14 protein-coding genes are annotated in these 14,725 nt (G+C 66.4%); 9 read left to right on the top strand and 5 right to left on the bottom strand.

Features of this window, described 5'->3' with window-relative positions:
• Nucleotides 1–44: 44 nt before the first annotated feature.
• Both dprA and plsY read right to left on the bottom strand, forming a co-directional pair.
• On the bottom strand, nucleotides 45–1,139 hold the full coding sequence (gene dprA / locus ACNI3R_RS01135) for a DNA-processing protein DprA (protein ID WP_426180237.1): 1,095 nt from the start codon (nucleotides 1,137–1,139) through the stop codon (nucleotides 45–47).
• Nucleotide 1,140: 1 nt separating this feature from the next.
• Nucleotides 1,141–1,728 (bottom strand): glycerol-3-phosphate 1-O-acyltransferase PlsY, encoded by a 588-nt coding sequence (plsY, locus tag ACNI3R_RS01140; RefSeq protein ID WP_426179194.1) that lies wholly within the window; start codon nucleotides 1,726–1,728, stop codon nucleotides 1,141–1,143.
• Nucleotides 1,729–1,847: 119 nt separating this feature from the next.
• Here plsY and murI point away from each other — a divergent pair, with 119 nt between their 5' ends.
• Together murI and hemA are read left to right on the top strand one after the other, a co-directional pair.
• A complete protein-coding gene (gene murI, locus ACNI3R_RS01145; RefSeq protein WP_426179196.1) occupies nucleotides 1,848–2,642 on the top strand; it encodes a glutamate racemase in 795 nt (264 codons plus the stop codon).
• Between the two features lie 128 nt (nucleotides 2,643–2,770).
• A complete protein-coding gene (hemA, locus tag ACNI3R_RS01150; RefSeq protein ID WP_426179197.1) occupies nucleotides 2,771–3,985 on the top strand; it encodes a 5-aminolevulinate synthase in 1,215 nt (404 codons plus the stop codon).
• A 25-nt stretch (nucleotides 3,986–4,010) separates the two neighbouring features.
• On the opposite strand, the gene ACNI3R_RS01155 is transcribed toward hemA, so the two are convergent.
• The gene (locus ACNI3R_RS01155) at nucleotides 4,011–5,561 is read right to left on the bottom strand and encodes a methyl-accepting chemotaxis protein (protein ID WP_426179199.1); all 1,551 of its coding nucleotides are present in this window, start codon (nucleotides 5,559–5,561) and stop codon (nucleotides 4,011–4,013) included.
• A 276-nt stretch (nucleotides 5,562–5,837) separates the two neighbouring features.
• On the opposite strand from ACNI3R_RS01155, the gene rimP reads away from it, so the two are divergent.
• The 6 genes from rimP (at nucleotide 5,838) to rbfA (ending at nucleotide 12,060) form a co-directional block, all read left to right on the top strand.
• Nucleotides 5,838–6,362, top strand: coding sequence for a ribosome maturation protein RimP (gene rimP, locus ACNI3R_RS01160; RefSeq protein WP_426179200.1), 525 nt, complete (start codon nucleotides 5,838–5,840; stop codon nucleotides 6,360–6,362).
• Between the two features lie 6 nt (nucleotides 6,363–6,368).
• On the top strand, nucleotides 6,369–7,967 hold the full coding sequence (gene nusA / locus ACNI3R_RS01165) for a transcription termination factor NusA (RefSeq protein WP_426179202.1): 1,599 nt from the start codon (nucleotides 6,369–6,371) through the stop codon (nucleotides 7,965–7,967).
• Between the two features lie 6 nt (nucleotides 7,968–7,973).
• A complete protein-coding gene (locus ACNI3R_RS01170) occupies nucleotides 7,974–8,204 on the top strand; it encodes a tautomerase family protein (protein ID WP_426179203.1) in 231 nt (76 codons plus the stop codon).
• On the top strand, nucleotides 8,191–8,928 hold the full coding sequence (locus ACNI3R_RS01175; protein ID WP_426180239.1) for a DUF448 domain-containing protein: 738 nt from the start codon (nucleotides 8,191–8,193) through the stop codon (nucleotides 8,926–8,928). Before ACNI3R_RS01170 ends, ACNI3R_RS01175 begins: the two co-directional genes overlap by 14 nt.
• 28 nt (nucleotides 8,929–8,956) lie before the next feature.
• Entirely contained in the window at nucleotides 8,957–11,542 is a 2,586-nt protein-coding gene (gene infB / locus ACNI3R_RS01180; RefSeq protein ID WP_426179205.1) for a translation initiation factor IF-2, read from the top strand.
• A gap of 107 nt (nucleotides 11,543–11,649) precedes the next feature.
• Nucleotides 11,650–12,060: a 30S ribosome-binding factor RbfA gene (gene rbfA, locus ACNI3R_RS01185; protein ID WP_426179207.1), complete on the top strand. Its 411-nt coding sequence runs from the start codon at nucleotides 11,650–11,652 to the stop codon at nucleotides 12,058–12,060.
• A gap of 119 nt (nucleotides 12,061–12,179) precedes the next feature.
• Here rbfA and ACNI3R_RS01190 read toward each other — a convergent pair whose 3' ends face one another.
• The gene (locus ACNI3R_RS01190) at nucleotides 12,180–12,836 is read right to left on the bottom strand and encodes an HPP family protein (RefSeq protein ID WP_426179208.1); all 657 of its coding nucleotides are present in this window, start codon (nucleotides 12,834–12,836) and stop codon (nucleotides 12,180–12,182) included.
• A gap of 205 nt (nucleotides 12,837–13,041) precedes the next feature.
• Between ACNI3R_RS01190 and ACNI3R_RS01195 the strand changes: the two genes are divergently transcribed.
• The gene (locus tag ACNI3R_RS01195; protein ID WP_426179210.1) at nucleotides 13,042–13,641 is read left to right on the top strand and encodes a thymidine kinase; all 600 of its coding nucleotides are present in this window, start codon (nucleotides 13,042–13,044) and stop codon (nucleotides 13,639–13,641) included.
• Nucleotides 13,642–13,669: 28 nt separating this feature from the next.
• On the opposite strand, the gene ACNI3R_RS01200 is transcribed toward ACNI3R_RS01195, so the two are convergent.
• A complete protein-coding gene (locus tag ACNI3R_RS01200; RefSeq protein ID WP_426179211.1) occupies nucleotides 13,670–14,695 on the bottom strand; it encodes a sensor histidine kinase in 1,026 nt (341 codons plus the stop codon).
• Between the last annotated feature and the right edge of the window lie 30 nt (nucleotides 14,696–14,725).

A 14,725-nucleotide genomic window follows, 5' to 3' on the forward strand; every position in this document is an offset into this window, starting at 1 on the left:
GCTAGACGCTTCGCCCCTCGTCAAGGGTGGGCATCCCGGAACTGTCACGCGGTCAGGCTGACCTTGCCCCCGGCATGGCGTTCGAGCCGACCGGCCAGTTCCAGATCGAGCAGCACCACCTGAACCGCAGGCGCCGGGGCGCCGCACAGGCGGATGAGCTCATCGACCGGCAGCGGGACCGGGCCGAGCAGTCCCAGCACCGCGTCGCGATCCCCGTCGGCGATCTCCCGTGGGGGGCTCGACGCGAACAATGGCAAAGGCGGCACCGACACGCCACCGATCGGCGACAGCGACTCGATGATGTCGTCGGCCGACTGCACCAGCGTCGCGCCCTCGCGGATCAGCAGATTACAGCCCTGCGCGCGCGGATCGAGCGGCGAACCCGGCACCGCCATCACCTCACGGCCGAACTCTCCGGCGAGGCGCGCGGTGATCAGCGATCCCGACTTGGGGGCGGCCTCCACCACTACGGTCCCCTCGGCGAGGCCCGCGATGATCCGGTTGCGGTGCGGAAAGTGCCGCGCACGCGGCTCGACGCCGGGCGGCTGTTCGGCGATCAGCAGGCCGCGCTCGGCGATCTCCGCCTGGAGACGGTCATTCTCGGGCGGATAGACGATGTCGATGCCACCGGCGATCACGGCGGCGGTACCCTGCTCGAGCGACCCGACATGCGCCGCCGTGTCGATTCCCCGCGCAAGCCCCGAGACGACCAGCCATCCCCTGGACGAAAGTTCATGCGCCAGCATCCGGGCGAAGCGCATCGCGGCCCCGCTGGCATTGCGTGCGCCCACCATCGCCACCGCGCGGCGCTGGAGCAGGGCCGGATCGCCGCGAAGGACCAGCATGGCGGGCGCACCATCGCAGCGATCGAGCCAGGCCGGATAGAGCGGCTCGCCGCGAAACAGCTGCCGGGCCCCGATCCGCTCGACCTGCTCCATCTCGCGCAGGGCAGAAGCCGCATCGGCGATCGGCGGCATCGCACCGCCATTGCGCCGGACGAGATCGGGCAGCGCCTCGATCGCGGCGAGAGCGTTGCCGAAACGGGCAATCAACTGGGCATGCGCGACCGGGCCGACGCGCGGTGTCCGGATCAGGCGAAGACGGGCCAGCCGCTCGTCGTGGTCGAACCCGCCGGACAGATCAGCTCCTCCCGACCTTGGGCTCGGTGCCGTCGAGCAGACGGGCGATATTGCCGCGATGCTTCCACACCACCAGCAGCGTCATGGCGAGCATCACCAGCACCGCGTCCGACTGACCGCCTACCGCAGCTGCGATCGGCGCTGCGACCGCGCCCGAAAGGCCACCGACCGAGGACCGCCGGCTGACCGCGAGCATGGCGAGCCACACCAGCGCGAAAGCCAGACCCGCCGGCCACCAGATGGCGAGCGAAACGCCGAGCATCGTCGCGACGCCCTTGCCGCCGGCGAATTTCAGCCAGACCGGATAGAGATGCCCCAGAAAGGCTGCCCCGCCAGCCCATAGAGCTGCCTCCGGCTGGATCGCAGCAGCGATCAGCACCGCAACCGCGCCCTTGCCGCCGTCGAGCAGGAGGGTCGCTGCCGCCAGTCCCTTGCGACCGGTGCGCAGCACGTTGGTGGCGCCGATGTTGCCCGAACCGATCTGGCGGAGATCGCCGGCGCCGCCCAGCCGCGTCAGCACGACGCCGAACGGGATGGAGCCGAGAAGATAGCCGCCCAACAGCAGCAGCAAGGTCGTCGTCGAAAACATCTAGGAACCTGTTCCCCCACATGGTTTGTGCGCAGCATAGTCGATGAGGGTGACGGCGCAACCGATGCGGCGGGCTTACCCCGTTGCGATGGCCGGCCGCGCCCCTTAAGTGGAGCGCGATGGCCGATGAACGCCCGATCCTCATGTTCGATTCCGGGGTGGGCGGACTGTCCGTGCTCGCCCCGACCCGCGCGCTCCTCCCGCAGGCTTCCTATGTCTATGTCGCCGACAATGGCGGCTTTCCCTATGGCATAAGGAGCGAGGCAGAGATCGCGGCGCGCGTTCCCGCACTGCTCGGCCGGCTGGTCGAACGCTATCGCCCGCGCCTCGTCACGATCGCCTGCAACACTGCCTCCACCATCGCGCTTGCGGCGGTCCGATCGGCGCTCGATCTTCCGGTCGTCGGCACGGTGCCCGCGATCAAGCCCGCGGCGGAGCAGTCGCTGAGCCGGGCCTTCGGCGTGCTCGGCACCGATGCAACCGTGCGCCAGCCCTATGTCGACGACCTGTCGGCCCGCTTCGCTTCGGACTGTCTGGTCCTGCGCCACGGATCGGCGAAGCTGGTGCAACTGGCCGAAGCCAAGCTGCGCGGCGAGCCAACCGATCCCGCCGACTATCGGGCGGTGCTGGCGGAACTGCTCGACCAGCCCGGCGGCGACCGGATCGATACGATCGTGCTGGCCTGCACCCATTTCCCGCTGGTGGCCGAGGAACTCGCGGCCGCCGCGCCGCGCCCGCTGCGCTTCGTCGACGGCGGACCCGGCATTGCCCGGCGGGTCGCGCATCTGACGGAGGGGCAGGCCTGGCCCGATACACCCTCGGGCGAGGCGGTGTTCACCGCACCGATCGAGCCATCGGCGGCGTTGCGCTCGGCGCTGGCCGATCGGGGGCTCGACCGCATCTCGATCCTGTGATCGAGAATGCGCGCCTCTGTGATCGGGAATATTAGGAATTGTTCGCACTGGTATTTGCTCGCCCATCACCGTAAAAGGCAGCGTGATTAGCCCTTTGGCGAAGGCCGGGGCGCTGGGGAGCAGGGCTCTTGGATTATCAGCGCGTATTCACCCAGGCGATCGACCGTCTGCATGCGGAAGGCCGCTACCGCGTATTCATCGATATCCTGCGCAACAAGGGCATGTTCCCGAATGCGCGCTGCTTCGCAGGCCATAACGGACCGAAGCCGGTCACCGTCTGGTGCTCGAACGACTATCTCGCCATGGGACAGCATCCCTCGGTGATCGCCGCGATGGAAGAGGCGTTGCATGATGTCGGTGCCGGATCGGGCGGCACCCGCAACATAGGCGGCAATACCCATTATCACGTCGATCTCGAAGCCGAGCTGGCCGACCTGCACGGCAAGGAAGGCGCGCTGCTCTTCACCTCGGGCTATGTCTCGAACGAGGCGACGCTGTCGACCCTGGCGAAGGTCCTGCCGGGCTGCATCATCTTCTCGGATGAACTCAACCATGCCTCGATGATTGCGGGCATCCGCAATTCGGGCTGCGAGAAGCGGGTCTTCCGCCACAACGACCTCCCCCATCTCGAAGAACTGCTGGCCGCCGAGGATCCCGATGCGCCCAAGCTGATCGCTTTCGAAAGCGTCTACTCGATGGACGGCGACGTTGCTCCGCTTCACGCGATCTGCGACCTCGCCGACAAATATAACGCGCTGACCTATCTGGACGAAGTCCATGCCGTCGGCATGTACGGCCCACGCGGCGGTGGCATTTCTGACCGCGACGAAGCCGCCAGCCGCATCACCGTGATCGAAGGCACGCTGGGCAAAGCGTTCGGCGTGATGGGTGGCTATATCGCGGCGGATCAGATGATCATCGACGTGATCCGCAGCTATGCGCCGGGCTTCATCTTCACGACCTCGCTGTCGCCGGTGCTGGTCGCAGGTGCCCTCGCCAGCGTCCGCCATCTCAAGGCCTCCTCGGAGGAGCGCGACGGACAGCAGGCGGCGGCGGCTACGCTCAAGACGATGTTCGCCGACGCCGGTCTTCCGGTGATGCAGACTTCGACTCACATCGTTCCGCTGATGGTCGGCGATCCGGTCAAGGCCAAGAAGATCTCCGACATCCTCCTCGCCGAATATGGCGTCTATGTGCAGCCGATCAATTATCCGACCGTGCCGCGCGGTACCGAGCGGCTGCGCTTCACGCCGGGTCCGGCGCACAGCGAGTCGATGATGCGCGAACTGACCCAGGCGCTGCTCGAGATCTGGGACCGGATGGAGATGCGGCTGGCGGCCTGATCCGCCGCCCGGCCTTCGGCCCGGATCAGGCGGTGCGCAGCTGCGATACGAAGCGTTCGGTTACGCGCTGCAGTTGGCGCGACTGATCGAGCAGATTGCCGGCTGCGCCCCGCACCTGACCCGACAATTGTCCCGCTTCGCTGGCCACCGCTGCGACATGGTTGACGCGGGCAGCCATTGCGTCGGCATCCTCAGCCGTGTGGCGCGCATTGGCTTCGAGCAGTTGAGCGGTGTCGCGCTGCGCCGACAGCATCTCACGAATGCGCGTAGCGGCGACACTGAGATCTTCGACCACGTCGAGCACATCCCCGAGCGAGCTTTCCGCCACGCGCGCGCCGGCATGGACGCGGTCGATCAGCGCACTGATTTCCTCGGTCGCGCGTGACGCCTGGGTGGCGAGGCTCTTGACCTCGGTCGCGACCACCGCGAACCCCTGCCCCGCCTCGCCGGCGCGAGCCGCCTCGATCGTCGCATTGAGCGCGAGCAAATTGGTGTTCGACGCGATCGCCTGAATCTTGCCGGTGAACTCTCCTATGTCGGTTGCCCGCGCGGACAGCGACCGGACCGCCTTGTCGCCGGTGGCCGAGTTCGCCCGCGCCCGCGCGCTCAGCTGAGCCTGCTGGTCCACGCTCGCGGCGATGCCGGAGATCGAATGGGAAAGGTCGCCGACGCTCTGCGCGACGGTCCGCGCCGCATCCGACGCGCGCGCGGCCTGCAGTGCGACGGCGGCGCTCTGCTCGCTGCTGTCATTGGCCAGATCGCTGAGCGCGCCAGCGGCGCTCTCAAGCTGCAGGGCAGCCGCGCCCAGCGAGGTGACGACACCATGGACCGAGGATTCGAACTCGCCGGCCAGCGCGACCAGCTCCTGCCGCCGCGCCTCCTGCATCTCCTGCTCGCGCTCCTCGCGGCGCCGCCGTTCGGCCGCCGTGCGCAAATCGGCCGCTGCGACCGCCGCCAGCGCGCGCTCTGCCGCCTCCTGCGCCGCCCGCGCCTCGGCCGCAGCAGCTTCCGCTTCGCGTGCCAGCCGCTCGCTCTCGTGGCGGGCCTGTCCCTGACGGATCAGCAAGTCGCCCAGTTGCATGCCGATATGGCTGAGCAGGGCGCATTGCAGCACGACCGCCGCGCCATGGACAAACACCCGCATCAGATCGCCGCCGCCGTAAAACACCCATTGCGGCGCGAGAAAGTCGAGGACGAGGTGGTGTACCGCGACGAGCCCGGAGGCGAGTAGGATCGGCCGCCAGTCACATAATATGGTCAGGCTGGCGAGCGCGACGAAGAAATACATGTGCATGTCCATCTGCCACTGATGGCCGGACAGGCTATAGACCAGGATCGCGGGCTGCGCGGCCGCGAGCACCCCGACGGCCATTCGGCTCCGCGCATCATGTTTGCCCTGCAGCGCCGCGCGCATCGGCAGCACATTGAGGGCAGCCGACAGGAGGATGGCCATCGGCAACGGCGTCAGAAATCCCGCGGCCATCGCCAGCGCCAGCAGCACGGTGAAGGCCACGCCGCTCCAGCTGATGAGCTTCATCCCGCGCTGGCGAAGGACATCGAGTTCGACAATACGCATCGGATCTCCGGAAACAGCCGCCTACGCCGCGAATCGCTGGACGCGCGACATCGGTCGGAAATCTCGCTTCCGTCCGTAGGTTTACGGGGTTAGCGAATGGCTAACGATGCGACGAACCGACGCAGCGTCGGGATTTTTTCTGTCCCGGACGTCGCATATTGCCGCGCCCGCCGCTTTGGCCTATACCCCTGTCACCTCTCGACATTGGAAACTCTGCCGAGGCCGGATGCGGAAGCACCCGGCGCAAGGCCGGCTGCGTTTCGAACAGGAGCATGGATGGCGGACATCGCCGAGCTGAAGACGTTGATCGAACCCGAGGCAAAGGCCCTGGGTCTCGAACTCGTGCGTGTCGCCTTTTTTGGCGGCAAGAGCGATCCGACACTGCAGATCATGGCGGAGCGGCCCGACACCCGTCAGCTGGATATTTCCGACTGCGAGGCCCTTTCACGGCGTATTTCCGAGAAGTTCGACGAGCTCGACCCGATCGAGGAAGCCTATCGTCTGGAGGTCAGCTCCCCCGGCATAGATCGTCCGCTCACCCGGGTTCAGGACTGGATCGACTGGGCGGGATTCGATGCACGGGTCAAGCTGTCGTCGCCACTCAACGGCCGCAAGCAGTTCGACGGCCGGATCGTTGTCAGCGATGGCGACTCGGTCACGCTGGATGTAAACAAAGTGGGTGAGGTCGCGGTGCCGCTGGCGCAGATCGCCGGCGCGAAGCTGATCCTGACCGATGCTCTCATCAAGGCCACCGCGCCGCTCTCGACCGAGGGCGCGGACAAGATTCAACTGGAAGGATAAGTCGTCATGGCCACCGCCATTTCCGCGAACCGGGCAGAGCTTCTCGCGATTGCCGATGCCGTCGCCCGGGAAAAGCTGATCGATCGCGAAATCGTGATCGAGGCGATGGAGGACGCGATCCAGCGCGCCGCCCGCGCGCGCTACGGCGCCGAGAATGACATTCGCGCCAAGATCGACTCCAAGACCGGCGACATGCGCCTGTGGCGCGTCGTCGAGGTGGTCGAGCAGGTCGACGACTTCTTCAAGCAGGTGTCGGTGCCCGACGCGCAGAAGCTGCAAAAGGGTGCGGCCATCGGCGATTTCATCGTCGACCCGCTGCCCCCGATCGAATTCGGCCGCATCGCCGCGCAGGCCGCGAAGCAGGTAATCTTCCAGAAGGTCCGCGATGCCGAACGCGAGCGTCAATATGACGAGTTCAAGGACCGCGCCGGCGAGATCATCACCGGTGTCGTCAAGCGGGTCGAGTTCGGCCATGTCGTGGTCGATCTGGGCCGCGCCGAAGGCGTCATCCGCCGCGATCAGCAGATCCCGCGCGAAGTCGTCCGCGTCGGTGACCGCGTCCGCAGCCTGATCCTGAGCGTCCGCCGCGAAAATCGCGGGCCGCAGATCTTCCTGAGCCGCGCACACCCCGACTTCATGAAGAAGCTGTTCGCGCAGGAAGTGCCCGAAATCTACGACGGCATCATCGAGATCAAGGCCGCCGCCCGCGATCCGGGCAGCCGCGCCAAGATCGGCGTGATCAGCCATGACGGTTCGATCGACCCGGTCGGTGCCTGCGTCGGCATGAAGGGCAGCCGCGTGCAGGCCGTCGTGCAGGAAATGCAGGGCGAGAAGATCGACATCATCCCCTGGTCGCCCGACACCGCCACCTTCGTCGTCAACGCGCTGCAGCCTGCCCAGGTCTCGCGCGTCGTCATCGACGAAGAGGAAGAGCGCATCGAAGTGGTGGTTCCCGACGACCAGCTGAGCCTCGCCATCGGCCGCCGTGGCCAGAATGTCCGCCTCGCCAGCCAGCTGACGGGCAAGGCGATCGACATTCTGACCGAGGCCGACGCCAGCGAGAAGCGCCAGAAGGAGTTCATCCAGAACTCCGAGATGTTCCAGAACGAGCTCGACGTCGACGAGACGCTTGCCCAGCTGCTGGTCGCCGAAGGCTTCGGCGCGCTGGAAGAGGTCGCCTATGTCGAACTCGACGAACTCGCCTCGATCGAGGGCTTCGACGAGGAGCTGGGTGCCGAGCTGCAGAGCCGCGCGCAGGAAGCGCTGGAGCGCCGCGAAGCCGCCGCCCGCGAAGAGCGCCGCACGCTTGGCGTCGAGGATGCGCTGGCCGAGCTGCCCTATCTGACCGAAGCGATGCTGGTCACGCTGGGCAAGGCAGGGATCAGGACGCTCGACGATCTGGCGGATCTCGCCACCGACGAGCTCATCCAGAAGAAGCGCGCCGACCAGCGCCGCCGCCAGAACGACCGCGGCGACCGGAGCGATCGCGGAGGTAACGAGGAAGGCAATAAGGGTGGCGTTCTGGCCGAATATGGCCTGAGCGAGGATCAGGGCAATGAGATCATCATGGCCGCCCGCGCCCACTGGTTCACCGACGAGGCCTGATCGCCCATGCCCTTCGTCGACATCCGCATCGCCGGCACAGCCAGCCGCGTCCAGAAAGCCGCCATCGTCGCAGACGTGACGGCCAGCCTTGGCGCGCATCTCGGCAAGCCGGCGAGCGCGGTGCAGGTGACCATCACCGAAGTGTCGACGGAGAATTATGGCGCAGGCGGCGTTCTCATTGCCGATCGCCCGGCAAGTCCAGCGCAGGAGGTCGCTTCTGCGAATGGCCCACGATGACCATGCTCCGCTAATCGTCGATACCGACGCACCTCGCCGTACCGGCGGGGGCAGCAAGACCGCGCCTGAGCGCAAATGCATTTTGTCGGGCGAGCGCGATCCGCGCGACACCCTGATTCGCCTTGCCCTCTCGCCGGATGGTCTGGTGCTGCCCGACCTGCGGGCAAAGGCGCCCGGCCGCGGGGCCTGGATCGGCGTCGACCGGCCCACGCTCGAGACAGCGCTCGCCAAGGGCAAGCTCAAGGGCGCACTGTCGCGGGCGTTCAAGACCGGCGAGATCACCATAGCGCCAGAATTGCCCGCTCTGATCGAAGACGGCCTGCTGCGGGCTGCGCTCGACCGGCTGGGTCTGGAAATGCGGTCCGGCGCGGTACTGACCGGCAGCGACCGGATCGGCGAAGCCGCGCGACGCGGCCAGCTGGGGCTGCTTATCCACGCCTCGGACGCGTCCGAAGACGGCAATCGGAAACTCGATCAAGCCTTTCGCGTCGGGCTCGACGCCGAGGGTGAAGACCTGCGCGGGGTAGTAATTCCGGCGGATCGCACCATATTGTCGATGGCGCTTGGGCGCGACAATGTGGTACATATTGGTGTGACTGTGCCGGCATCCGCCGCGCGCGTCGCAGACGCTTTGAGCCGCTGGTGCGGTTTCATTGGACGTTCGGAAAGCGCTACAGCCTTGCGGAAGCTATCCGCAGGGTCCATCCGCGCTACGGAATTTTGAAGTTCGAAGTGAAGGGTTCGGTTACCAGATGAGCGATAACGACAAGCCGAAACTGGGAATGCGCGCGCCGCTGGGCCTCAAGCGCACGGTGGAGACGGGTCAGGTGAAGCAGAGCTTCAGCCATGGCCGTTCGAACACCGTTGTGGTCGAGGTGAAGCGCCGCCGCGTGCTCGGTCGGCCGGGCGAAGCCGAACCTCTGGTCGAAGAGGCAGCAGCACCCGCTCCTGCGCCGCAGGCGCCGGCGCGTGCGCCCGCTGCGGAAACGCCGCCCCCGCCCCGTCCCGTCGCTCCGCCGCCGGCCGCCCGCCCCGCACCCGCCCCGATCACGCGCGCCATGACGCCGCTGGAACGCCGTGAAATGCAGGAGCGGCTGCTGCGCGAGGCTGAAGAGGCCCGCATGGCTGCGCTCGAGGAAACGCGCCGCCGCGAGGAGCGGGCCAAGGCTGAGGCGACAGAGGAAGAGCGTCGCCGCGCCGAGGAAAACCGCCGCACCGAGGAGGAAGCCGGGAAGGCTCCCGTTCCGGCTTCGACCGACGCCGCTGCGGAACCGGCTCCCGCCCCTGCGGTTGCGGAAGAGCCGGCTGCTGACGCTCCCGCAGCAGCAGCGCCTGCAGAGCGCCCCGCCAGCAACGCGCCGCCGCCCCGCCGCTTTACGCCGGTTTCCCCGGCCAAGCGTCCGGAACCGCCGCGTCCTCAGCAGCGCGACCGTAAGGGCGACGACCGCCGCCAGTCGGGCAAGCTCACCGTCACCCGTGCGCTCGACGACGATAGCGGCGCCCGCGCGCGTTCGCTCGCCGCACTGAAGCGTGCGCGTGAAAAGGACAAGCGCGCCCACCAGGCGGGCACCGTCCAGCAGAAGCAGGTGCGCGACGTCGCGGTGCCCGAGACGATCACCGTTGGCGAACTCGCCAACCGTATGGCCGAGCGCGGCGCGGATCTGGTCAAGGCGCTGTTCAAGATGGGCATGCCCGTCACGGTGAACCAGTCGATCGACCAGGACACCGCCGAGCTGCTGGTCACCGAGTTCGGCCACAACATCAAGCGCGTGTCGGATTCCGACGTCGACCTCGTAACCTCCGACGACGTGGATTCGGAAGATACGCTGGTGACGCGCCCGCCGGTCGTTACGATCATGGGCCATGTCGATCATGGCAAGACCAGCCTGCTCGACGCTCTGCGCGGCACCGATGTCGCTTCGGGCGAGGCCGGCGGCATCACCCAGCATATCGGCGCCTATCAGGTGCAGGTGAAGAGCGGCAACAAGATCACCTTCCTCGACACGCCAGGCCACGAAGCCTTCAGCGACATGCGTGCCCGCGGCGCCAACATCACCGACATCGTGGTGATCGTGGTCGCCGGGGACGACGGCCTGCGTCCGCAGACGATCGAGGCGATCAGCCACACCCGCGCGGCGGGCGTTCCGATGATCATCGCGATCAACAAGATGGACAAGCCGGGCTCCAACCCGCAGCGCGTTCGCGAGGCATTGCTGCAGCATGACGTGCAGGTCGAGAGCATGGGCGGCGACGTCCAGGAAGTCGAGGTCTCCGCGCTCAAGAAGACCGGTCTGGACGAACTGATCGACAAGATCGAGCTTCAGTCCGAAGTGCTCGAGCTCAAGGCCAACCCAGACCGCGCCGCAGAGGGCACGGTCGTCGAGGCGACCCTCGACAAGGGCCGTGGCGCCGTCGCCACGATCCTGGTCGGACGCGGCACGCTCAAGGTCGGCGACATCTTCGTCGTCGGCGCCGAGAGCGGCAAGGTGCGCGCGCTGATCGACGACAAGGGGCGCAATGTGAAGGAGGCGGGTCCGTCCCAGCCGGTCGAAATTCTCGGCCTGTCGGGCGTGCCCAGCGCCGGCGACCAGTTGTCGGTCGTCGAGAACGAAGCCCGCGCCCGCGAGGTCGCGGCCTATCGCGCCAGCGTCATCCAGCAGAAGCGCACCACGGCAGCTCCGGCCAGCCTGGAATCGATGTTCTCGGCGCTGCGCGAACAGAAGGCCCAGCAATATCCGGTCGTGGTCAAGGCCGATGCCCAGGGCTCGGTCGAAGCCATTGTCGGATCGCTCAACAAGATCTCGACCGATCTCATTCAGGTGCGCATCCTGCACGCCGGGGTCGGCGGCATCACCGAGAGCGATGTCACGCTGGCGGCCGCATCGCGCGCGCCGATCATCGGCTTCAATGTCCGCGCCAATGCGAAGGCCCGCGAGATCGCTACGCGCGACGGCGTCGCCCTCAAATATTACGACGTCATATACGATCTTCTCGACGAGATCCGCGCCGCCATGGCCGGCCAGCTCGGTCCGGAATATCTGGAGCATGTCGTCGGCCGCGCCGAAATCCGTGAGGTCTTCTCGGCAGGCAAGCATGGCAAGGCAGCCGGCCTGCTGGTTCTGGAGGGTTATATCCGCCAGAAGCTGCGCGCCCGCATCCTGCGCGACGACGTCATCATCTACAACGGCTCGATCTCGTCGCTGCGTCGCTTCAAGGACGACGTGCCGGAAGTTCGCGCCGGTCTGGAATGCGGCATCACGCTGGAAGCCACGACCGATATCAAGCCGGGCGACATCGTCGAGACCTTCGAGGTCGAGGAACGCGCGCGGACGCTCTGACGAGCATTTCGCCGCTGGACGTCAAAGCCAGGGGCCGGGCGTGGTCATGCCGCGCCCGGCCCTTCGCCTGACGGTAGCTGCGTAGCATTGCACGGAAAGGTTCACCCATGCGTCGCAACGAGACCCAAGAAGGCCGTTCGGTCCGCCTGCTCCGCGTCGGCGAGCAGGTGCGCCATGCGCTGTCCGAAATATTGACCCGCGGCGAGGTTCATGACGATATCCTTGCCCGGCATATGGTTTCTGTCACCGAAGTGCGCATGTCGCCCGACCTGCGCCACGCCACCGTCTTCGTGAAGCCCCTGCTGGGCACCGACGAGGAGGCCGTGATCAAGGCGCTCCGTACCAACACCGCCTTCCTCCAGAGCGAGGTCGCGCGCCGCGTGAACACCAAATATGCGGCCAAGCTGAAATTCCTCGCCGACGAGAGCTTCGACGAAGGCAGCCACATCGACAGCCTGCTGCGCGCTCCCACCGTCGCCCGCGATCTGGAACGGGACGACGATCAAAGCGAGGATTGACGGCTAGAGCGTTTTCGAACCAGATGGAATCATCTGGTGACTCGGAAAACGCGGTAAAACAATAATCTAGAGCGATCCGTCCGATGCAATCGGAACGGATTTCGCTCTAGGTAGGCCTGTTATCGCGCCCCACGCCTGCGGTTCAGCGCGCGCTGCTCGGCCGCATGGAGCAGCTGCTCGAGATCGTCGACATTGACGTCGAGAATGTCGGGATAGTCGTCGATCGCAGCGATCAGATCGTCGCGACCGAACTCCAGAAGATTGTGCATCACGACGGGCGCTGAGGGCGCTGCGTGCGGATAGCTATGTCCTGAAAAGCGATGGTAGCACCACGCAGTCAGGAACAGCAGCGCCGTTCCTATCGCCACCGGCATCGCGACAAAGCCATAACCACTGGCCGCCACCGCCGGGCCGCCGAGCACCGCCGTCAGGGCCACGGCCCCACCCGGCGGATGAAGGCAGCGCAGCAGCGCCATGGCGCAGATCGCGCCGCCCACTGCCAGCCCTGCCGCCCACCAGGGATCGAGCCCCAGCCGCGCCACGGTGACCCCGACCAGCGCGGACAGAATATTGCCCCCGAACAGCGCCCATGGCTGTGCCAGCGGGCTCGCCGGGACCGCGAAGACGAGCACCGCCGCCGCCCCGACAGGCGCGATCAGCAGCGGGCCATGGCCCGTGCCGATCAGCCGGTGCAGCATCCAGGCGAGGGCTGCGATCCCGATGACAGCCCCCAGCCCGGCCAGGGCGCGGTCGTTGGTCGCCCGATCCCTCACCATGCGCGAGAGCAGCACATGCCGCCGGGGCGAGAATGTGGGAGGTTTCTCTCCTGGAGCCGTGATCATACTCCGCCCTATCCACGCAAAGCCTGCCGGCGGCCAGCAAAGACTCTTTGCGCCGCCGCAATCCGCGCTACTGTCGCCGCTGTTGGGGTTGGACGGTCCATGTGATTGCCGCAGGGAACGGGCGCGCTAGGATGGGGACATGGCGAAGCTTTATTTCTATTATGCCGCGATGAACGCCGGCAAATCGGCGACCCTGCTGCAGGCCGATTTCAACTATCGCGAGCGCGGGATGCGGACCTTGCTGTTCACCGCCGCCTTCGACGATCGCTTCGAGCCGGGCAAGATCACCTCGCGGATCGGCCTGGCCGCCCATGCCACCGCGATCGACGAGGACACCGATTTGTTCGAGGAGGTCGGGATCGAGCTGGCTGAAAGCCCGGTCCATGCGGTTCTGGTCGACGAAGCGCAGTGGCTGACGCGCGCGCAGGTCTTTCAGCTTGCGGCGGTATGCGACGAACTCAACATTCCCGTGGTCGCCTATGGGCTGCGCACCGACTTTCAGGCGAAGCTCTTCCCCGGCAGCGCGGCGCTGCTCGCCATCGCCGACACACTGGTCGAACTCAAAGCGATCTGCGCGTGCGGACGCAAGGCGACGATGAACCTGCGGATCGACGACCAGGGCTATCCGGTCAAGCAGGGCGAACAGATCGAAGTGGGCGGCAATGAGCGCTATGTCGCCCTGTGCCGCCGCCATTATGCCGAACAGATGGGCCTGCGTCGGGGCGCCCTGATCGATTGAGAACGGGTCGGACAGGCCCGCCCGTGCGTCAGGCGGGGTCGCCCTGGGGCAGTTTGAGCAAGGCCGTGGTCACGCGCCCGGCGAACAGGTCGAAACTTCCGCCGAGCTGACGCGCGAGCGCCTGAGCCAGTTTAAGGCCAAGACTGTTCGTCTGCTCCAGACTGAAGCCCGTCGGAAGGCCCGCGCCGTCATCCGTCACGCGCACTTCCAACATACCGTCGGTCGTCCGTTGCGCGGTGATCTCGACGCACCCTTGCTCACGGTCGCCGAAGCCATGTTCGAGCGCGTTGCTCACCGCTTCGGCAATGATCAGGGCCATCGGCACGGCAGCATCCGGCTCGAGCGCGAAGTCCTCCTCTACGAGCACCTGACAGCAGATTCCCGGCTTGCCGCTGGCATCGATCAGATCCGGGCCCAGCTGGTCGAGAAAGTCGCGAATGTGCAACTGATCGCCATGGGGATCATAGAGTTGCCGATGGATGCGCCCGATGAGGCCAAGCCGGCGTGACGCTTCATCGAGTGCGGCCCGCGCCGCTTCATCGCTGATGCTCTTCTTCTGAAGCGCGATGAGCCCGCTGACGACCTGAAGATTGTTCGAGACGCGGTGCTGCAACTCGCGAAACAGCACCTCACCCCGCTCGGCCAGCTTGCGACTGCGCTCCCGTTCCGCCGCCAGTCGCCGATTCATCCGCTGCAGCCAGTCGATAAGGGCGACGTCGATCAGCACGACCAGCGCATAGAAGGCCATGGCGAACATGACCCCGCCGGAGAATTTCGCCGAGAAGGTCGGGGGAATGAAGCAATACCAGGATGCGAAACCGCACAGCACGGCCGCGAGCACCCCTGGCGCTATGCCGAACAGGAAAGTCGACAGGATGACGCCGGGAAAGAAGGTGACGAAGGGATAGCCCGCCGGCATGACGGGATCGGCCACCCAGCGAATGACGAAGCACAGAGCGCAGATGGCCAGCACGGCCCCATAGCGCAGCACCGGTCGATTTCGACCGAGTGGCAACCGTTCGAGAAAGGACGCGCTGTCGTCCTTCAAGGCCATTTCTCCGTCGAAATTCCCGCCTGCCTACTA

This window comes from Rhizorhabdus antheiae (genome assembly GCF_049889055.1).
Lineage (GTDB): Bacteria > Pseudomonadota > Alphaproteobacteria > Sphingomonadales > Sphingomonadaceae > Rhizorhabdus.